Here is a 20,152-nt window from a genome sequence, read left to right on the forward strand (position 1 = left end):
TGGATGGCGGCGGTTCCGTCAAGCCGTCCGCTGCATCGGGCGTTGGGTCTTGAAGGAGTGCTCGATCTCGCGCAGTTCCGACTGTCCGAGCGAGCGGACCAACCTCTGGAAGCGGAGTCGTGCCCCGGTGGCACCCGTTTGCGCCGCCTGTCGGTAGAGGAAGTAAAGCCTCCGGTTGTTGTCCAGTGAGTGGATCAGTTGGTTCAGCGAAACGAATTCGCCGGGAATCCCCGAAATGGGGCGGCGGATCTTGCTCTTCGGTGGGGGGACCAGCATCGGGGCGAACCGGGTTTCTTTGGTTTTTCCGGACATGTGTGTGGTTTCTGGAAACGGGTGATGGGTGGGAACCGTTGGACAGACGGCTTTCGTGTGTGGCTGACTCTTTCTCCCATGGATTTGTTAGCAGCACCATCGGACCTAGGACGGAGCAACGGGGTGGTGTGACTCCGACTTTGGGAGGACTTATTTCCGTATTAATCGGGGTTTCCAGATGCGGGATGTTGTGCTAGCCCTCTGTCTAACAAGGCATGAGTCCAGCGTCCCGACCCTACAGTGAGCATCTCGACAGCCTCATCGAGCGGATCGGGGTGGAGCCGCTGGGAGACATCATCGGGCAGTTGCTCAAAATAAGCGCCACCACCCTGAGGGTGGAGAGGGTGAGTTACTGGACCATCCGGGATGGGGGAAAGGCGATCCACAGGGAACACCAGTACTATCTCTCAACGGATGAACTGGATTCCTCCAGCCTGCTCCTCACGGACGGGATGCTGCCCGTTTATTTCTCATCCCTGCACCAAGGGATGAGCCTGATCGTCTCACCGGACGCGAAGACTGACCCCCGCCTCCTGGAGTTTCAGCAAGGGGAGTTCGGTTACCTTGGCATCGGCGCCATGCTGGACGCACCTGTCCACCGGCAGGGGCGCCTGACGGGCATCATCTGCCATGAACATCTGGGCGGACCACGGGAATGGAGCGCGCGGGACATTGATTTCGCCCGCCATGTCGCCCAGTGGATCGCCCTGGCAATGGAGATCGACGACCGGCAGCAGACCAAGGAGGCGCTCCGTGAGAGTGAGGAGCGCTATCACCTCGCCATGGAGCATTCCCCGACCCCCACGGTGGTCGTGGACATCAGGACCGGCCTGTTCGTGGATGGGAATGCCAGCGCGTTGACCTTCTTCGGGGTGGACCGTGCGACGCTCATGAAACATTCCCCGGAGGATTTCAGCCCGGAGACCCAGCCGGACGGACTGCCGAGCAGGGAGACGTCGAGGGGGCACATCGAAAGGGCCCTAGCGGGGGAGCATCCCAGCTTCGAGTGGATCCACCAGAACATCCATGGGGATGAAATCCCCACGTATGTCCATCTTTCCTCCCTGCCTGACGGAGGAGCTCCGAAAATCATCGCCGCCATCATCGACCGCACCGAGCAGGTCCGTACGGAGCGGACCATCCGCCGGGCGCTGGAGAACGAACGGGAACTCAACGAGCTGCGCACCCGGTTCACCTCGATTGTTTCGCATGAGTTCAGGACTCCGCTGGGCATCATCATGTCCGCCATCGAGCTCCTGCGGAACTACTTCGACCGGCTGGATCTGGAGCGCCGCAAGGAGTTGTTCGACGACATCCATTCCGCCACCCGCCGGATGGGCGTCCTGATGGAACAGGTCCTGGTGCTGGGCCGGGCGGACGTCGGCAAGCTGACCTTCACTCCGGTGCCCATTGATCTTCCCAGCGTTTGTGAGAAACTGGTCGATGAGTCCCAGTCCGCGACCGTCATGCGCTGTGTGGTGGACATCCACTTTGAGGATGATCTTTCGGGCGCCATGTCGGATGAGCCGCTTCTCCGCCATATCTTCACCAATCTCCTCTCCAACGCCGCGAAATATTCCCCGGAAGGCTCCAAGGTGGAGTTCCGGGTCCGCAGGGACGGCTATGATGCCTTGTTCGATGTCATCGACCGGGGGATCGGCATTCCGGAGGAAGACCAGCCGCGAATTTTCGAAGCCTTCCAGAGGGCCGGCAACGTGGGGGAAATCTCGGGAAGCGGTCTGGGCCTGTTGATCGCCAAGCGCTGCGTCGAGATGCACGGCGGTGAGATCGGGTTCGTTTCCGCTCCCGGGGAAGGGACCACGTTCACCGTCCGGCTGCCGATCTTCTCCTGAGCGGAAGCCGGCTAGCGTGAAAGCTTGGGCCGATATTCATCCACCACCTCGCAAAGCCGGATCCAGGCGGCCCGCGTTTCTTCGTCGAAGCTTTTGCCCAGCACGTTGGAAAGCATCAGCAGCAGGGCGGCCGCCACATTCTTGAAGTTGTCGGCTTCAGATTCGTACTCCAGGTGTTTGGCTCCCAGGTCCTCCAGCGCGGGGATCAATTCGTCGGGCTTCTCCAACAGGCTCAATGCATTGGCGAGCTTGTCCATCAGCGTGAACGCCCTTGATTCGATGTCCGTGTCGAATGATGCCCGCAGCTCCGGATTCAGCTTGAAGAGGTTCTGATAGAAGACCAGAGCCGCCACATGGCTCTGTCGTTCCAGAAGGGCGAATGACTTTCGCAAGCGGTGTTTCTGGTCCGGGGGCAGCACTCCTTCAGGAAAACATGGAATTTTCTTCCCGGCACTCCGACTTTGGTCGGATTAAATAGTGCATTTTTGCGGGCATGTGTAAAAAGTGGGCTCAGCCACCCCGCCATGAAGAAGATTCTCGTCATTGAAGACCAAGCGCCGATGCGTCGGAATATTGCATTGATGCTTGAGATGGAAGGATTTGCGGTGATCACCGCGGAGAACGGGAGGATCGGCGTGGAGCAAGCCCTCAAGGATTGTCCGGATCTGGTGATCTGTGATGTGATGATGCCGGAACTGGACGGCCACGGAGTGGTGCAGACCTTGCGGGCTTCTCCGGAGACCGCCACCGTGCCGTTTATTTTCCTCACCGCCCGCAGCGACAAAGGTGACCTCCGGATCGGCATGAACTTCGGCGCGGACGATTATCTGATCAAACCGGTGGTCCGGGAGGACCTGCTGGCTGCGGTCGAGGTGCGGCTCGCCCGTGCGGAAGCGATCGAGGCCCGCCTCCAGTCCGCCACGACCGCCAATGGCGTCGGCTTCAGTCCGGATTTCTCTTCCCATGAACCTCTCGGCGGCCTCGGCCTCACCAACCGTGAGGCGGAGGTGCTGCTATGGGTGGCGCAGGGCAAGAGCAATGGTGATGTCGCCGGGATCCTCGGGATGAGCGAAAAAACGGTGAAGCAGCACATGGGCAGTGTTTTTGAGAAGCTCGGTGTCGAGAACCGCAACGCGGCCGCGATGCTGGCCGTCGAGGTGCTGAGCCGGCCGAAGGTGAAGTGAGTCCCGCCGGCGCTGCGGAGATATCATGTGCCCAATACACAGGATCACGTAAGAGACGATCCGCGATCCATCGGTTAGATTCATCCCGATTGCCTTCGGGGGGACACCCGATTGTCAATTATATGTGTGTGTGAGGCGGATCGGTTGGCTGCCGGTCCGCCTCTTTCACATATCATTCCGCGACCTCTATCTCGTCCTGAAGACCTCGCTTTTGAGGCATTCCACTACCAGCGAGCGGAGACCCTGGTTGTCCTTCTCCGCTGCCTTGAGGATGTCCTCCACGGCGAAATCATCCGCTGTTTCCATCAGCCGGCCGGTACTGTAGGCGAGCATCTGGCGGACCAGATGGCGGGTGAAAAGTCCGCTGCGTGTTTCGAGGACGATCTTCCGGAATCCGGCGAAGTCCTGGTAGCCTTCCCCGGATGGGAACTCGCCGGAGGAATCGACCTTGGGCGCCCCGCCTTTCTTGGGCTTCGGGTAGTACTCGCGCCAGCGGCCCACCGGGTCGAAGCTCTCCAGGCTGAAGCCGAGGGGGTCGATCTTCCGGTGGCATTCCGCGCAGGTCTTGTCCGAGCTGTGCTTTGCCAGCCGTTCGCGGATGGTGGTGGCCCCGGAGACATCCGGCTCGATGGCGGGCACCTCATCCGGTGGTGGTGGCGGATGGATGCCCAGCAGATTCTCGCTGACCCAGACTCCGCGTGTGACGGGGGAGGTTTCCACTCCGTTCGCACTGACGGTGAGGACTCCTGCCATGCCCATCAGGCCGCCGCGGTGGGCGTTGCCTTTCAGGTTGACCTTCCGGAATCCATCCGCAAGGCGCAGGGATTGTTGCTCCGGCAGGCCGTAGAGCTTCGCCAGTTTCTTGTCGGCGAAGGTGTGTTCGGCGTTCAGGAAGCCTGCCACCGGGCCATTGTGGGTGAGCATGTCCTGGAAGAACAACCTCACCTCTTCCTTCATGGAGGACGGCAGATCCTCCGCGTAGTAAGAGCGGTTCGTTTCACGGGGTGGTGGCATGCCGCCGAGATCCCGCAGATTCAGCCAACTGTCGGTGAAGCCCTGGATGAATCCGCTCACCTGCTTGTCGGCCAGCATGCGCTGGATCTGCTTTTCCAGCTCCGCGTCTTCAGTGAGCTTGCCGGACTTGGCGGCTGCCAGCAGCTCCGCATCCGGCGGCGCGCTCCACAGGGCGTAGGAAAGACGAGTCGCCAGATCGTAAGGTTTCAACGCCTGTGACGGTTCCTCCGTGATCTCACTCAGATAGATGAAGGAGGGCGAGCATAGGATGAGCTTGAGCGCATCCAGCGCGGCCTGCCGCGGTGTGGCCTTTTCCGCCAGCCTCTTCTCATGGAGCGCGCGGATCGGCTGGCGGTCGCTGTCCGTGAGCGGGCGGCGGTAGGCCTTTTCGGCGAAGGCGTGGAGTTGCTCCAGGGCCCGGCTTTCCTGGAAGCCTTCCTTTCCGAATACGGCGCGCTCTTCCGCGCCGCCGCCCTCTTCCTTGAGGGGGCCGTGGATCTTGATCTCGCTGATGCGGATGTGCGGCAGTTTGCCTTCCTCCAGCAGGATGGCGCGGCTCACGTCCGACTTCTCCGTGCGTCCGCCGAAGTCGTCCTTGTAACGCTTGTTCACGTTGATGACGGAGGCGCGGGACTCATACGGTCCGTTCGGGAAGATGAAGCGCGGCGTCTGCCCGCCTTCCAGCCAGACGCGGAACTTCAGCCGGGTGGGCTTGTCATCCGGCACCGTGGAGCTGGCCAGCAGAGGCTCGATGGACTGCGGGTAGTGGATATGGCCCTTCGTGACGTCCCCGGGGACGACTCCGATGATGAAGGGCTCGGAAAAGTCGATGCCGAAGATCTCCGGGTCGTAGTGGGTGTCCCGGTGCATGGCCTGCGCCTCCACCTCCAGGTCGTAGAGACCGGAAACGGGCACCCCTTTCTTGAAGTCCTCGATGTGGCCGTAGCCACCCTGCCGGGTGTCCGTGTTCGGCTGTTCGTAGAGGTTCAGGTAGCGGAAGTTGAAGACCTTTTTGTGTGATCCCTGCAGCTCCTCATATTGGACGAAATTGCTGTTGAAGGTCCACGTCTGTGGCTCCGTGGGCGGCTTGCCCAAGCGGGTTTCCACCAGCCGGTTGGCCGCCTGGAAATATTGGTCCACCAGGAAGCTGGAGGTCACCAGCGACTGGCCGATGGTGTCCAAATGCTGGGTGGTCTTTTCCTTCGGAAAATCCGCCGTCAGGCCCAGCGTGTCCAGCCGCCGTCCGAACAGCGTGGTGAGCGTGTTCTCATACTCCCGGCTGGAAAGCCGCCGCATCACCGTGCGTCCGCCGGAACTGGCGATCTTTCCGCGTGCCGCCTGGGAGCCTTCCCGCAGCACCCGCAGCACCGCCAGACGCTCCTCGTCGTCCGGTTGGTCCGCCTTTTTCGGCGGCATCTCCTTCAGCGTGATCTGGTCGATGATCTCCTTCGCGGAAATGAGCGCCGCTTCGGAATCCAGCGGCAGCTTGAACGTCTCGAACTCCCGGTCGCCCTTCTCTGACTCCTTGTCATGGCAGTCCAGGCAGTAGTTCCCCAGGAAATCCTGCAGAATCCTCTGCTGGGAAGCCGCGTCCTCCGCGGAGGCGAAACCGGCGGCCGCCAGTATGGCGAGACCGCTGACATGGAAAGCTGGCAGGCGCATCAGGAGAAGCGGCCGGTGCTGCTGCCGAACGAATCCGTCTCCACGCCCATCTTCTGCGCGATGTCCACGAAGAGGTTGCAGAGCGGCACCTTGTTGATGCCGTCGCGCGGCACCTCGCGGAACTCGCCGTGGCTGTAGCCGCCACCCGCCAGGATGATGGGCAGGTCGGAGTTCTTGTGCGTGTTCGCGTCGCCGATGCCGCTGCCGAAAAGCACCGTCGTGGAGTCCAGCAGCGACCGCTCCCCGTCCTGCATCTTCGAGATGCGGGTGAGGAACTTGCCGAAGTGCTCGATCTGGTATTTCTCCAGCGCGATCAGGTGGGCGATGGCCTCCGGATCGTTTCCGTGGTGGGACAGGCCGTGGTAGGATTTGTCGATGCCCAGGTTCTGCGGCAGGAAGTCCCCACCGATCTCCAGCGTGGCGATGCGGGTGGAGTCCGTCTGCAGCGCCAGCGCGATCAGTTCATACAACAGCGGCAGATCCTCCACCGTGTTGCGGTTCGCCGGCTTCTCGAAAGGGGCCGCGGGCTTCGGCTGGCTGGCCCAGCGCTTGCGCAGTTCCAGGCGCTTCTCCACATCGCGGACGGAGGTGAAATACTCGTCCAGCTTGTCCTTGTCCTCCTTGTTCACCTGGCGGGAGAGGCGGTTCGCATCCTCGAGCACGGAGTCCAGAATGGAGGCCTGCACGTGGTTCTCCTGCACGCGGCGCACCTGCCGCTCCTTCGGGTCGCTGATGAAAAGCTGCTCGAAAAGCTGGGCGGGACCGGTGATCGGCGGCACCCGCACGCCGGATTTCGTCCATGCGATCTGGCAGCCACCGTGGATCCCGCCTTCGGAGCCGACCGTCAGCGACGGGAAGCGGGTAGCGAAGCCCACCTCATCCGCGAGGTATTGGTCGATGCTGACGTTTCCATCCGGGCGGTTCTGCGCCTCGGAGTTCAGCACGCCGGAGAGGAAGGAGTGCACCGCGAAGTGTCCGCCCTTCACGCCGTGGTCCAGACCCCGGAACAGGGTCATCTGGTGGCGGTTGTCCCACAGCGGTTCCAGCAGCGTCGTCTTCTCGTAGCTGCGGCCCGTGGTGGTCGGGAAAAGCTGTTTTACCTGATAGCCCAGCAGATTGCCGATCGCCACGAAACGGTTCGCACCGGCGCCGGCTCCCTTGGTCGCCTGCAGTGCGGAATTTCCCGCCGGATTTGCCATGAGCGACGGCAGCCCCGGCAGTGCGAGGGACGCCCCGAGGGACTGGAGGATGAAACGTCGGCGGTTCATGGGTTGGGGATTCCCGACCGCTACGGCGGTCCCGGAGATCTTCTTTCAGAATGAGGACCGCTTTGGGGGGAGGGCGGACTTCGTCCGGAGTGTTGCCCCGGGATCAAATGGGAGAAAAAAAACCGGGGCCGCCGAAATCCCTTTTTTTCAGCGGCCCCGGGCCCTCGGGGGGGCAATTGTGCTATCCCTTACACGAGGAAGACCATGGCACCAAATCGGCCACCTTTCCATACCGCGATCACGTGTGATCGATGGATTTGCGGAAAGCCTTCCGCATGGGAATGAGGTGGCCGAAGGGACTCTCACAAACCGAAGAAGTCGGAATCCCGCATCAGAAAAAATCAGCGATGGAGGCGGAGGAGGGAATCGAACCCTCGAATGACGGTTTTGCAAACCATTGCCTTACCACTTGGCTACTCCGCCATCGCTGTGTAACGCGGGGCCGAGTGATTACGCCCCGTGGCGGGGGTTGTCAATGCCCGGATTCATCCGATGGTGGATGAAATCGCGGCACCGAGGGCGGAGATGGCGAAATCCAGTTCCTCCGGGGTGATGCCGAGCGGGGGCATGAGGACGATGGTGTCGAGGATGGGGCGGGTGAGCAGGCCGTGTTTCGCGGCTTCGCGGCAGACGGCCTCGCCGGTTCTGGCCTCGCGGGGGAAGCGTCCGCCGTCAGGCTGGCGCAGCTCGATCCCGGCGACGAAGCCGCATTGCCGGATGTCGTGGATGACCGGGTGGCGGGATTTCATTTCAGTGAGCCGTTCGATCAGTTGGCGGATCTTCGGCTGGAGGTTTTCCAGGGTGTTCTCCCGTGCGAACAGCTCCAGCGATGCCAGCGCGGCGGCGCAGCCCAGCGGATTCGCGGTGTAACTGTGGCCATAGTAGAAGGCCTTTTCCGCTTCGCCGAGGAAGGTGGAGTAGATCTGCTCCGTGGTGAGCGTGGCGGCCAGCGGCAGGTAGCCGCCGGTCAGGCCCTTGGCGAGGCACAGGAAGTCCGGGATGACGTCCTCATGCTGGCAGGCGAACATGCGGCCCGTGCGGCCGAAGCCGGTCATCACCTCGTCGAGGATGAGATGCACGCCATTGGCGGAACACCACTCCCGCAGCGTGCGGAGCATGCCCGGCGGCCAGGGGCGCATCTCGTTCACGCCCTGGATCAGCGGCTCGATGATCACCGCTGCCACGTTCCCGGCATCCACCGACGCGAGATCCTCCGTGGCGGAAAGGTGGATGGCCGGAAAGCCATGCGCCCGTGTCTGGAACCGTGCCACCCCACCGAGCGAGGAGGCCCCGAGGGTGTCACCGTGATACGCATCGTGGAAGGCGATGAAGTGCGTCCTTTCCGGTGCGCCGGACTGGCGTTGTGCCTGGAGGGACATTTTCAACGCGCACTCGATGGCGGTGGATCCGTCGTCGGAGAAAAAGACCCGTTCGAGCGAGCCAGCGGGAAAAAGTGCTGCCAGCTTTTCCGCCAGTTCCGCCGCCAAGGGATGGGTGAAGCCCAGGAAGGACGAGTGGGAAATTTTCCCGAGCTGCGCGGAAATGGCCGCATTCAGCTCCGGGTGGTTGTGGCCGTGGATGTTCGTCCAGATGGAGGAGTTCCCGTCGATGTAGCGCCTGCCCTCGGAATCATGCAGCCACACGCCCTCCCCGTGGGTGATGACCACCGGCTCACTCTCCGGCGCGCACCATTCCGCCTGGCGGGTGAACGGGTGCCAGCAATGCGTCTTGTCGAAATGGAGCCAGCGGGCGGTGTCGTCGCGCATGCGGGGAGTGAAGAGGGAAGAAGGGAAATTGGGAAGTGTTCCGGCTTTTCCGACCGCGAATGGACGCGAATCAAAGCGAATCAGGTGGGGTATCCCGATCATTTTCGTAAAATTCGCGTCCATTGGCGTTCATTCGCGGTTTTCCCATTCCTCCCCCGGCGTTGACGGGGCGCGGCGGGGGGGATATGCGTGCGGCCCCGCTTTTCCGCCGATGTCCATCTCCGCCTACGCCACTCCTTCGCCCCCGCTCGAGCGGGAGGTGAAACGCCGCCGTTCCTTCGCGATCATTTCGCACCCGGACGCGGGCAAGACCACGCTCACGGAAAAGTTCCTCCTCTACGGTGGCGCCCTCAATCTGGCGGGTTCCGTCACCGCGCGGAAAAACCAGCGGGCCACCACCTCCGACTGGATGGAGCTGGAGAAGCAGCGGGGTATCTCCGTTTCCTCCACCGTCCTCCAGTTCGAATACAAGGACTGCGTGGTGAACATCCTGGACACGCCGGGGCACAAGGACTTCTCGGAGGACACCTACCGGGTGCTCACCGCCGTGGACGCCGCGGTCATGGTGGTGGATGCGGGTAAGGGTATCGAAAGCCAGACACGCAAACTGTTCGAGGTCTGCCGCCGCCGTGGCGTGCCGATCTTCACCTTCATGAACAAGCTGGACCGTCCGGCCCGGCCATCGCTCGACCTGCTGGACGAGCTGGAGAGCGTGCTCGGCATCGCCGCCTATCCGCTCAACTGGCCGCTCGGTGACGGCCCCCGTTTCAAGGGCGTCTATGACCGCGAGCACAAGCAGGTCCACCTGTTCGAGCGGACCGTCCACGGCGCCTACCGCGCTCCGGTGAGCGTGAAGGGCATCGAGGACGAGAGCGTGAAGAACGCCATGGATGAGAAGACCTACCAGCAGGTCTGCGATGAGCTGGAACTGCTGGAAGGCGCCGGTGCCGACTTCGACATCTCCGCCGTGCTGGCCGGGGAACTCACGCCCGTCTTCTTCGGCTCCGCCGCGAACAACTTCGGTGTCCAGCTCCTGCTCGACCGCTTCCTGGAACTTTCCCCGCCGCCGCTGGTGAAGGAAACCGAGAACGGCCCGATCAACCCCGCCTCGGAAAAATTCTCCGCCTTCGTCTTCAAGATCCAGGCGAACATGAACCCGAAGCACCGCGACCGCGTCGCCTTCATCCGCATCGTCTCCGGAAAGTTCGAGCGCGACATGAACGTGCTCAACACCCGCAGCGGGGAAAAGATGCGCCTTTCCAACTCCCAGCGCCTCTTCGCCCGGGACCGGGAAACGGTGGACGATGCCTTCGCCGGGGATGTCGTCGGCCTCGTCGGCAACCACGACCTGCTCATCGGCGACACGCTCGCGGAGAGCAAGCAGGTCGTCTTCGATGAGATCCCGCGTTTCGCCCCGGAGTGCTTCTCCTGGCTGCACAACAAGAGCACCGCGAAATACAAGCGCTTCCGTGATGGTCTGGCCCAGCTTCTCAAGGAAGGAGTCGCCAGCGAGTTCACCCTGCTGGAGCAGAGCGGTTCACAGATCCCACTGCTGGGTGCCGTGGGTCCGCTCCAGTTCGAGGTGCTCCAGCACCGCCTGGAGGGGGAATATGCCGCCGAAACCCGCCTGGAGCAGGCGGATTGGTCCATCGCCCGCTGGCTGAAGCCGAAGGAAGGCGACCCGCTGGCACCGGAGGCGCGTCCATCGCTCTCGCTCGGCACCACGCTGGCCCGGGATTCCAACGGCTGGCTCGTCGCCCTGCTTCCCAGCGAGTGGGCGTTCAAGACCTTCGCCGACAAGAACGAGGACTGGATCATTTCGGAACAGCCGTTCCCGCCGCCGGTGTCCGCCTGAGGCTGCCGCCGGATCATCCGTTGTCATCAGGGGGAACTGGTGCATCATTCCGCCGGTGGAAGGAAAGGACCATGCGGACTCCGGAGAGGCAGCCCGAAAGCGGGGCTGGTGGAGGCGCTGGCTGTGGGATCCCGTCGTAGGCCAGCTCAAGCAGGGGATTTCCCCTGACAAGCTGGGCTGGACCATCGGCGCGGGCATCACGCTCGGGATTTTTCCTGTCCTCGGTACCCGCGCCTGGCTCTGCCTGCTGGCTGGGTGGTGGTTCAAGCTGAACCAGCCGGTGCTGCATTCATTCAAGAGCCTCGTCTATCCGCTGCACGTCGCCTTGATCATCCCGTTCATCCACCTTGGGCAATGGCTGTATGGAAAGGAAGGGGTGCGCCTTTCATTCGAGTTCCTGCGCACCCAGTTCGCGGAGGATCCGTGGGGTTTCTGGCAGGAGTTTGGCTGGATCATCCTCCGCGCGGCCAGTGCGTGGTTGCTGGTCGCGCCGTTCGTCCTGGTCGCCGTGAAATTCGCCGTCACCCCCATCCTGCGGCGGGTGGGGCTGAAGGAAAAGCCGGAGAAGCCATGAAGTTCTTCCGGAGACCAATGGTGGCTTGGCGGAGCATCGGGGATGCCGGAGCATCTCCCGTGTTCCGGATGCTTTCCTCCATCATCGTTCCAGTGGTCTGCCTGCTCACCGGAGCCTGCACCATGATCCCGGCTCCGGAGGTGAAGACCGTCCGCAATATCGTCTTTTCCCGGCCTGACTGGCCGAAACCGATGAAGGCTCATGTGGATCTGCCAAAGGGTGAAGGTCCCCATCCGGCGGTTCTCCTCCTCCACGGCGGCGGACTGGCGGACAGCGGCGGGCGCTGGCAGATGGGGGGCATCGCCGGAAGGCTGGCGCGGCGTGGCTACGTGGTGGTGAACTCCACCTACCGCACCGTGCCGAAGTACCAGCACCCGGTGCCGCTGGAGGATGTGCGGGAAGCGCTGCGCTGGATGAGGAGCGATGCCGGTGCCGCCCACGGCATCGACCCGCAGCGGATCGCGGTTTTCGGTTATTCGGCGGGCGGCTACCTTGCCTCGCTGGCGGCGCTCACCGAGCCGGCGGGGCCGACCCGGGTGAAGGCGATCGTCGCCGGTGGCGCACCTTCCGACATGATCTTCTATGCGGAGGGGGATCTGGTGCCGGAATATCTGGGAGGCCGCCTTTACGAAGTGCCGGAGCGTTTTTACGAAGCCTCCCCGGCGAACTACGTGACGAAATCCAGCCCGCCGATCTTCCTCTACTATGGTGCCAGGGATCGCCTCGTCAGGCCGGAGCATCCGTTGCTGATGGCGGAAACCTACCGGAAAGCCGGGGCACGCCATGAGGTGAGGGAAATCCCCCGCCTGGGCCACATCACCACCTTCCTTTTCTCAAGCAGGGAGGTGGATGAAGCCATCGGCTTCCTCGATGGGGTGTTGAAGCAGTGATGCTGTGGGAACCGTAGCTGCGGCGTCCCGCCGCAATTCTTTCTGGAGTTCACTCTGACTACGCAACATCGGCGGGACGCCGATGCCACGGCCTGCTGCGGGACGCAGCAGCCACGCATGTCGCCTAACACGCCAGCGGTGCCGCCAGCTTCAGCAACGTCTGGTCCAGCTTGTATTTCTGGTTCGCCACCGCGTCGATCGGCAGGTGACCGTAGGTTCCGTCGCGATAGACCATGATGGCGTTCGTCTCCCCGCGGTCGAGGGCATCCACGGCGGCGACGGCGAACTTGTAGGCCATCACCCGGTCATGGACCGTCGGCGAGCCGCCGCGCTGCACGTGGCCCAGCACGGTGAGACGTGCCTCCATGCCGATGGAGTCGTTGATAAAACGCGTCAGATACTCGGACATCTTCACGCCCTCCGCGACCACGGCGACGACATACTCCCGCCCCTGTCCGATCTCGTGCTTCAGCCGCGCCCCGATCTGGTCCAGATCATAGGGAATCTCCGGCACAAGGCAGACCTCCGCCCCGCAGGACAGGGCGCTGACCATGGCCAGGTAGCCGCAGTGGCGGCCCATTACCTCGATCACGAACGCCCGCCGGAAGGACGAAGCCGTGTCCCGGATGGAGTCGATGGACTGCCGGATGATGTTGAGCGCGGTGTCCACGCCCAGACAGTAGTCCGTCCCGGCGATGTCGTTGTCGATGGTGGCGGGGATGCCGGCGAACGGCACGCCGAAGTCCGCGTAGAACTGATTCAGCGCGCGGAACGAGCCGTCGCCGCCGATGACGATCAGTTTTCCGACCCCGCGTGCCTTCAGGTTTTCGAACGCTTTCTGGCGGAAGCTGATGTCGAAAAACTCTTTCGAGCGGGAGGAGCGGAGGACTGTCCCACCCCGATGGAGGATCCCGGAAACGCGCTCCCGTGTGGCGGGGAAGATCTTGTTCTCGATCAGGCCGTTGAGTCCGTCGTAAATGAGGAAAGGCTCGTAACCCCGCTGTGACGCGTATTCCACCGCACATTTGATCGCGGGATTCATGCCGGCGGAATCGCCACCGGAGGTCATGATGGCGAGGCCGGGCTTGTTCAGGGTGCTCATGGGATCGTGGCAGGCATTTAAGCAGGTTGGGTGCCGGGTCTGCGCGAAATCCGGACTTTTCGTGAGGAAGTGGAAACGCCAGTGCCCCCGGGGAGGAGAGCAATTAATGCGTGTTTTTCCAACCGGGCGGGCCTTCCACCTCACGGGCCGATCCCGTGCTTCTCCGCAAAGGCTTCCGCACCCGCCGCGTCGGTCGTGCGCCATCGATCAAAGACCATCTTCATGGTCGAGGCGCGGGCTTCACCTTCGGGCATCGTGGCAGCCCACCGTGCCGCCGCTTCCGGTTGATGGTGGGCGAGCGTGAGCGCGTGGCTTTGCACGGCGGAAGTTTTGAAATCGGAGTCCGGTTGGCGCTCCAGCCATTCAGCGGCCGCCTTGTAGTCGGTCTGAGTCCAGTCTGACACCAGATCCGGGATCACTTTGGAAACGATGGAGCGGTCGGTGATATTTTCGTCGATCCACCCGAGCCAGCGGGACGCTTCATCCTGGCGGACATTCCGCTGCACGCGGAAAATGTAGTCGGCCAGTTCCTTCTGAGAAAAACCCGCCGTGCCGATCCAGTCCACCGCCTCGTCAAAGCCGTGGTTGAAGGAGTTCGTGATGAGAGACATGTTCACTCCGAAGCGGAGACTGTCCTGCTCCTCCGCGTTGCCGAACGTGGGCAGATGATCGCGGAAGGCGGCCAGCGATTCCGATGCCTGGTCCAGCGTCCTCGCGCTGGAGGCGATTGCCCCCGTTGCTTTTCCGATATCCTGGATTCCGAGTCCTTTGATCATCCGGAAGGCCAGCTCTGGCTCAGTCTGTCCCAAGGCACGCAACACCCGGTCCGTGATGATGTCCCTTTCCCGGTCGGAGAAAGTGGTGACATGGTCTTCGTACCAGCGGATCACTTCGTCCGGGGCTTCTGCGATTCCGCGTATCATCGCATCCGAAGTGATTCTCATCTTCCATCCGGGATCACCGATGAGGGTGGGGCTGGCCGAGATGCTCCCGAGCGTCTCCAAGGGGTGCCTTTCCGTGAGGGATTCCAGCAACAGGCGGAGCAGGCTCTGGCGTGTTTCATCATCCAGCTCCGGAGCATTGAGGATTCCCGTGATGAGTTCTTTCATCTGCTCCGGTTCCAGCCCGGTGAGGCGCCTCTGCCAATCGAGCATCGCATCCCGCCGGGCATCCAGCGTTGCGAGGTCATCTTTCTCGGAAGAAGCCTCCAGTTCCTTCGCGAGTGCCAGCAGCCCAGCGAGGAGGGATCTGGTGTCGTTGGCTCCGGCGGGCCGCGGACGTCCCGTCTCTCCTCGAGGTTCCTCCGTCTTTCCGGATGGGACGGAGGCAGCCGTCGCCTTGTGCAGAGCCTCGCTGGCATCCCTGGTCTTTCCCCGGATGATTCGGTCCGCGGCGACTCCACCCGCCAGGATGATGACAGTCAGAATCAGTGCGGGTTTCATGGTCCCATGTAGGGGTTCTTCCTAAGTTCCTCGATGGACTTGCCGCGGAGTTCGGGATCCTTGATGCGCTCGGCCAGAGAAAGCAGTTTCTCCCTGCCGTAGGAGCTACCCAATATCATGAAACTGACCAGAATCTGATCGTTGCCCGTCTCCCCATGATAATGGACGGCCAGTTCATAGGCCTTTGCCCCCGCGCCCGCTCCGTTGTTGGCCAGACCGGCCAGCGCGGATCCCATCGTCGCGTCGGCTCTTTCAGGCGATTGCGTGGCGGCCCATGCGCGGAACTTGTCCAGTTCCTCCACGTTCAACCGGTTGCCCTCCACCAAATAGCGGAACTTGGTGGTCGCGGTGGCCGCCACACCCGAAAGTCGTTCCCTCGGGGTGGCTGCGACCTCATCCAGGTATCCATCGATGTTCCCATACCCCGGATGGGCCGCGAGGGATCTGATGGGGGAGGAAATGGCGGTGGCCTGATCGTCCGCAGGCAGCGTCGCCCGTATAAGGGCTCCGTAATTCGTCAGGGAAGGGTCAGGAAAGCCCCGCTTTCCGAGTTCCCCGGAGATGTTGAACCGCGTGATGATCCCCGCGCGTTGCGCTTCCGGCAACGCGGAGATGCGGGCTGTCGCCGCAGCGGCATCACTGCCGATGAGAACCTTCAGCATCGCCGCCTCCAGGGTCGTCCGGTGATGGTTCTCTCCGGTCAGTGACTTTGAAGTGAAGTCCCCCGAGGATATTTTTCCATCCAGCCATGCGATGGCGGCGGCAGGATCCTTTCCCGCCCATCCCGAGAAGACATCGAACGTGAAATTGCCACTCAGAACCTCCGTGCCGCCCGGGCTGGTGAGGTGATCCAGCAGGGTCACCGGATCCTTGGCGGCAAGGACGGTGAGCACCTGCTCATTCATGGCCCAACGCTCGCGCACATCCACATCCAACGCGGCGATCTCCGCCAACGCGGCGAGCAGTTCCTCCGGAGTCATCTCCCGCAGCAGGAGTTCCGCCCGGCGCAGTTCCAGCTTGGCGAAGATCCCTTTGCTGGGCTGACCGTGGATTTCCGAAAGGCGTTGCCAGCCGATTTTAGGCTGAAGTTTCGGAATGTCGCGCGGGGGGCGACGGCTCCTTTCACTTCCGTCTGCCAAAAATGGATCCCCGTCATGGCTGCTTGCCCGCTGCAGGACAAGGAGTCGTTCATTGGCGGCCTGCAGTTCACCCCAACTCCGGCTGAGCCAGAGGCCGACAGCGGCCAGGGCCAGCGCGGGTGGGATGAAATGGATGGGTTTCATTTGATCCCGTGTTTTTGAGCGAAGGCAGCTGCGGCGGCTTCGTCCTTGCCTTTCATTTCGCGGTGGATCCTTTTCAATGTGGCATCCCGCTCCTTGCCCGCCGGCAAGGTGAGCGCCCACTGGGCGGCGGTGTCCGGCTCGTAGGGTGCGACCGTTTCCGCATAGGCCTGGATGGCGGTGTTCTTCGACGGGCCGTCAGGCTCGGCGACCAGCCACTCACCGGCAGCCTTGTAGTCGTCGCGCGTCCATTGATTGACGATCTGCTTCACCTGTGATGCGGATTTCTCCGGAGGCAGGGTTTCGCTGACCCAACCGATCCACTTTGCCTTGTCCTCCGGTTTCGAGTTGTAGGTGATGCCATCGGAGAAAGCCTCCATTTCTTCCGGAGAGAGCTTGGCTGAGGCGACCCACGCGGTGGAACTCTCGAAGCCTTCCCCTGCCATCTGTGACGCGAGCTGGCTGAGCGCCTGTTGTGTGGCATGGGTTCTGCCGTCACCGGCGGGCAGTCCGGCCGCATATTCGCGGAAGGCCTCCAGAGTCGCGGTCCGCTGCGCGGGCGTCCGGGCGGCCTGCATGATGGCGTGCATCGGGCTGTAAGTCTCCGGCGAAGAACCGTCCGAAAGCTCCGCCAGCAACTGGAACGCCCGCTGCGGGTCGGTCTGCGCGATACCGGAGATGAGGTGCTGCTTCGCCTGTCCGGTGATGAGATCGGAGTGCTTTTCCTTGTTCGTGCGCATCCACTCCAGGGCGGCATCCGGGTCTTTCTTCGCCCATTCCCCCAACGCGCCGGACACCATGTGCTTGCTCATCCGGTTGTCGGGAAAAAGGTCGGACGATTCCGTGAAGAGTTCGAGCGCGGTGCGGGGATGTTCCTTGGACAGGGTCATCACGGAGAAGCCGATCAGTCCTTGGCGGATCTCATCGCTCAGTCCCGGCGCGTTGCGGAACTCCGCGATCAGTGCCTTGAGCTGGGCGGAGTCCAGCGAGGTCATCCGGTCCATCAAACCCAGGATCCGCTCCTGGAAACCCTCCATGTCCGCGTTCGGATTCCCGCCCTGCTTCTGCATGGCTTCCATTTCCTTCGCGAAGGCGATGACTTCGGCTGCGGTCGCCTTGGCGGCGGCTTCCCGGTCCGGACGGCGGCGGTGTTCCGCGGCGGCTTCCGTTCCAGCGGTGTCCGCCCCGGTGGTGATGCCCAGCTTTTCCGCTTCCGCATGCAATGCCTTGCGCTCCGCCTGGATGGTGGAGATGCGGCCTTGGTTGCGCCAGCCGGCGAGGCCGATGGCGAGTGCGAGACCGGCGGTGATGGCAAGGGTTCGTTTCATCTCGGTGGCTGCGGGCTATTGGAGCTTCTTGAGCACTTCGGCCCGCTTCTTTTCATCACGGATTTTCCCGGCGAGTTCGCGGGATGCTTCCCTGTTGGAGCGTGCCGCCCATCCATCGAGGAACGTGGTCAGGATCTCGTCGTTACCGGTCGATTCATGGTATTGTCCGGCGAGCTTCGAGGCATTGGCGAATTGGTTCCGGTCATTGAATCCGGCCATGTCGGCCAGGGCCTTGCCCGTCGCTTTGTCCTCGGATCCCGGGGCCTGCGCGGCGGCCCATGTCCGCATCTCATCGATCTGCACGGAGGTGACGGGCGAGGAATGATTCAGGGTGGAGAGGCGTCCCTGGGCCGCTCTGGTGACGATGGCGGCGCGTTCGGCCTCCGTGGCCTGGATGCGCTCCATGTAGGCGGTGACCTCCGCGTAGCCTTTCTCCGAGGCGAGCTTCGCCGCCGGTTGGCCAAGCGCGTCCGGCCTTTCCTTTTCGGATGCCTGTTCGCGGACCAGCTTGGCAAAGGCGGAGTGGTCCTTCTCCTTCACGTTGGAGAATTCATGATGCTTGAGAATCTCCCCGCGCTGATCCTCCGGCATTTCCGCGAGTCTGCGGGAAGCCTCTTCCGGATCCGAGCCGATGAGGAGGGAAAGCAGAGCGCCCTCGAACTGGGTGCGGGCCTGGCTTTTCCCATCCAGCGCCTTGCTGTCGAATTTTCCTTCCGCGATCCGGGCATCGAACCAGGCGGCCGCCGCCGTCTGGTCTTTCTCCGCCCACTGTTTCAGGGCGGAGGAAAGCTGCCAGCCCCAGATACCATTCCGGTCATTGAGCCGGGTAAGGAAGCGGTTGAGCGCAAGCTCCGGGTCCTTCTGCGCCAGGGGTCCGGCAAGCATCTGTTCCAGCATCATCTGTTCCTGCTCCGGCAGATCCAGTCCGGCGATCTCATCCAGCGCCACCGCCAGTTCCTCCGCGGTCATTTTCTGCAACCGTTGCTGGAGGCGGATCATCGACTTCATGTCCGCCATGCCGCCGCCCCGCTGCATCTGGGCCATCTGCCCGGCGAGTTCCTTCCAATCGAACGGTTCCTCCTTCGGTGCGGCATTCTTCGCGGTGGTCCGGGAGCGCTCCGGTGTGGTCTGCGGTCGGTCGATGCCACCGCCGCCCGGACGGGACCGCTGCGCGGCTATGCGGCTGCCGAGGTCCTTGTTCTCCGTCTCGATCCTGGAAATGGTCGCCGTCTGCGAACCGAGCCAGATGGCTCCGCCAATGGCGACGACGAGGGGAGGGAGTGTGGTCCCGGGTTTCATGGGTTCCTATCCTTTAAGCAGATGGAACTGGGAAGGGGAGAAGAAACTATGGGGTGTGACACGAAACGCGGAGACGGGGAGGTCGCGGAGAGAGGCGCGGAGTCGATTCTTTGAAATCAGTGAATCAGCGCAATCAGTGGTTATCCTTTCGGATCACGGACAGGGATCACCGCTGATTGTTCGGATCAAGAGGCGGCATTGGAAAACTCCGCGTTCCTCTCCGCGACCTCCCCGCCTTTGGCTCGTTACAGAGACTCCGGTTCGCCCATCTCCGCTACGCTTCGATTGCGTTTCGTTTCCCCTCAAAGCCCGCGGTATTGCGCCGCCAGCCGCTTCGCCGTGGCGATGGTGTTGCGGTGCAGCTTTGCCGTGAACTCCGGCTGCCGGTTGTAGCCGCCGCCGTAGAGGATGGCCACCGGGATGCGGTTCCTGATGAACGCGGAAAGCAGCACCTCGTCCCGCCGCTGGATGTCCTTCAGGGAAAGGTGCATCTGGCCGAAGCGGTCGTTGCGGTGGTTGTCCGCCCCGGAGATCCAGATGACCAGATCCGGCGCGAAGTCATCCAGCGCCTTCGCCAGCGTGCCGAAAAGCTGCTGCAGATACATTTCCCCCTCCACATAGCGGATGGTCTCCACATCCAGGGAGCCGGTGATCTTCTTCGTCGGGTAGTTCTTCCCGACGTGGATGGAGTAGGTGAAGACGCGCGGGTCATTTCCCAGGATGGCGGCCGTGCCGTTGCCCTGGTGCGCGTCCGTGTCCACCACCATCACCTTGATGGCGGGCTGTTTTTCCTGGAGGTCGCGGATGGCGATGGCGATGTCGTTGAAGACGCAGTAGCCTTCACCGTGCTCACTGAAGGCATGGTGGGTGCCGCCGGCCAGGCAGACGCCCACGCCTTCCTCCAGCGCGGCGTGGCAGGCCCGGCGGGTCGCCTCCACTTCCGTCGCGCTGCGCGCGAAAAGCTTTCCGTCCACCGGCAGTCCGAGCAGGATCTGCTCCTTCCGGTCCAGCGCGCCGGACTGGATCTTGCCGATGTAGTCCCGCTCATGCACCCGCTGGAGCAGATGGACGTCCGCCGCGCGCACGTCGATGATCTCCTCCGGCTTCAGGATGCCGCCCTCCAGTAGCATGTCCTTCGACACCCGGAATTTCTCCATCGGGAACGGATGGCCCGCCGGCAGGGCGAGTTCGAAATCCTGTGAGTAGAAGCAGCGCATGACACCAGACTCACGGATGTTCCGCCGGGAGTCCAGAGACATTGCGCGGAATGACGGGACGCGGTCGTCGCATTGCCCCACCGGATGTGTTCAACCTCACATCCCC

Annotated in this window: 16 protein-coding genes and 1 tRNA gene; 5 read left to right on the top strand and 12 right to left on the bottom strand. The window is 62.7% G+C overall.

The window, feature by feature from the left end; translation table 11 throughout:
* Window positions 1-18: 18 nt before the first annotated feature.
* A complete protein-coding gene (locus OVA24_RS04110) occupies window positions 19-312 on the bottom strand; it encodes a hypothetical protein (protein ID WP_267673773.1) in 294 nt (97 codons plus the stop codon).
* A 215-nt stretch (window positions 313-527) separates the two neighbouring features.
* Between OVA24_RS04110 and OVA24_RS04115 the strand changes: the two genes are divergently transcribed.
* On the top strand, window positions 528-2,165 hold the full coding sequence (locus tag OVA24_RS04115) for a sensor histidine kinase (RefSeq protein ID WP_267673774.1): 1,638 nt from the start codon (window positions 528-530) through the stop codon (window positions 2,163-2,165).
* Between the two features lie 11 nt (window positions 2,166-2,176).
* On the opposite strand, the gene OVA24_RS04120 is transcribed toward OVA24_RS04115, so the two are convergent.
* Window positions 2,177-2,557 carry a globin domain-containing protein gene (locus tag OVA24_RS04120; RefSeq protein WP_267673775.1) on the bottom strand — a complete coding sequence of 127 codons (381 nt, stop codon included), beginning with the start codon at window positions 2,555-2,557 and terminating at the stop codon, window positions 2,177-2,179.
* A 132-nt stretch (window positions 2,558-2,689) separates the two neighbouring features.
* Here OVA24_RS04120 and OVA24_RS04125 point away from each other — a divergent pair, with 132 nt between their 5' ends.
* Window positions 2,690-3,349 (top strand): response regulator transcription factor, encoded by a 660-nt coding sequence (locus tag OVA24_RS04125; RefSeq protein ID WP_267673777.1) that lies wholly within the window; start codon window positions 2,690-2,692, stop codon window positions 3,347-3,349.
* 186 nt (window positions 3,350-3,535) lie between these two features.
* On the opposite strand, the gene OVA24_RS04130 is transcribed toward OVA24_RS04125, so the two are convergent.
* The 4 genes from OVA24_RS04130 to bioA all read right to left on the bottom strand — a co-directional run bounded on the left by OVA24_RS04130 (window position 3,536) and on the right by bioA (window position 9,059).
* Window positions 3,536-6,025, bottom strand: coding sequence for a DUF1592 domain-containing protein (locus OVA24_RS04130; protein WP_267673779.1), 2,490 nt, complete (start codon window positions 6,023-6,025; stop codon window positions 3,536-3,538).
* Entirely contained in the window at window positions 6,025-7,293 is a 1,269-nt protein-coding gene (locus tag OVA24_RS04135; RefSeq protein ID WP_267673782.1) for a DUF1552 domain-containing protein, read from the bottom strand. Before OVA24_RS04135 ends, OVA24_RS04130 begins: the two co-directional genes overlap by 1 nt.
* Before the next feature lie 348 nt (window positions 7,294-7,641).
* Window positions 7,642-7,716 (bottom strand) — tRNA-Cys (locus OVA24_RS04140).
* Window positions 7,717-7,778: 62 nt separating this feature from the next.
* A complete protein-coding gene (bioA, locus tag OVA24_RS04145) occupies window positions 7,779-9,059 on the bottom strand; it encodes an adenosylmethionine--8-amino-7-oxononanoate transaminase (RefSeq protein ID WP_267673784.1) in 1,281 nt (426 codons plus the stop codon).
* 211 nt (window positions 9,060-9,270) lie between these two features.
* Here bioA and OVA24_RS04150 point away from each other — a divergent pair, with 211 nt between their 5' ends.
* From OVA24_RS04150 to OVA24_RS04160, 3 genes are all read left to right on the top strand, one after another.
* Window positions 9,271-10,914: a peptide chain release factor 3 gene (locus OVA24_RS04150; RefSeq protein ID WP_267673786.1), complete on the top strand. Its 1,644-nt coding sequence runs from the start codon at window positions 9,271-9,273 to the stop codon at window positions 10,912-10,914.
* A gap of 55 nt (window positions 10,915-10,969) precedes the next feature.
* Window positions 10,970-11,488, top strand: coding sequence for a hypothetical protein (locus OVA24_RS04155; protein ID WP_267673788.1), 519 nt, complete (start codon window positions 10,970-10,972; stop codon window positions 11,486-11,488).
* 68 nt (window positions 11,489-11,556) lie between these two features.
* Complete coding sequence (locus OVA24_RS04160; protein ID WP_267673790.1) at window positions 11,557-12,378, top strand: alpha/beta hydrolase family protein; 822 nt, start codon at window positions 11,557-11,559, stop codon at window positions 12,376-12,378.
* Window positions 12,379-12,502: 124 nt separating this feature from the next.
* Here the strand turns inward: OVA24_RS04160 and OVA24_RS04165 are convergent, their stop codons facing one another.
* The 6 genes from OVA24_RS04165 to OVA24_RS04190 form a co-directional block, all read right to left on the bottom strand.
* Window positions 12,503-13,480 carry a 6-phosphofructokinase gene (locus OVA24_RS04165; protein ID WP_267673792.1) on the bottom strand — a complete coding sequence of 326 codons (978 nt, stop codon included), beginning with the start codon at window positions 13,478-13,480 and terminating at the stop codon, window positions 12,503-12,505.
* Between the two features lie 140 nt (window positions 13,481-13,620).
* On the bottom strand, window positions 13,621-14,922 hold the full coding sequence (locus OVA24_RS04170; protein ID WP_267673794.1) for a hypothetical protein: 1,302 nt from the start codon (window positions 14,920-14,922) through the stop codon (window positions 13,621-13,623).
* A complete protein-coding gene (locus OVA24_RS04175) occupies window positions 14,919-16,205 on the bottom strand; it encodes a hypothetical protein (protein ID WP_267673796.1) in 1,287 nt (428 codons plus the stop codon). The genes OVA24_RS04170 and OVA24_RS04175 overlap by 4 nt, the downstream gene beginning before the upstream one ends.
* Window positions 16,202-17,530: a hypothetical protein gene (locus tag OVA24_RS04180; RefSeq protein WP_267673798.1), complete on the bottom strand. Its 1,329-nt coding sequence runs from the start codon at window positions 17,528-17,530 to the stop codon at window positions 16,202-16,204. The genes OVA24_RS04175 and OVA24_RS04180 overlap by 4 nt, the downstream gene beginning before the upstream one ends.
* A 15-nt stretch (window positions 17,531-17,545) precedes the next feature.
* Complete coding sequence (locus tag OVA24_RS04185; RefSeq protein WP_267673800.1) at window positions 17,546-18,829, bottom strand: hypothetical protein; 1,284 nt, start codon at window positions 18,827-18,829, stop codon at window positions 17,546-17,548.
* A 302-nt stretch (window positions 18,830-19,131) separates the two neighbouring features.
* Complete coding sequence (locus OVA24_RS04190; RefSeq protein ID WP_267673802.1) at window positions 19,132-20,088, bottom strand: histone deacetylase family protein; 957 nt, start codon at window positions 20,086-20,088, stop codon at window positions 19,132-19,134.
* Window positions 20,089-20,152: the final 64 nt, after the last annotated feature.

Origin of the sequence: Luteolibacter sp. SL250, from assembly GCF_026625605.1 — a bacterium.
Classification (GTDB): Bacteria; Verrucomicrobiota; Verrucomicrobiia; order Verrucomicrobiales; family Akkermansiaceae; genus Luteolibacter.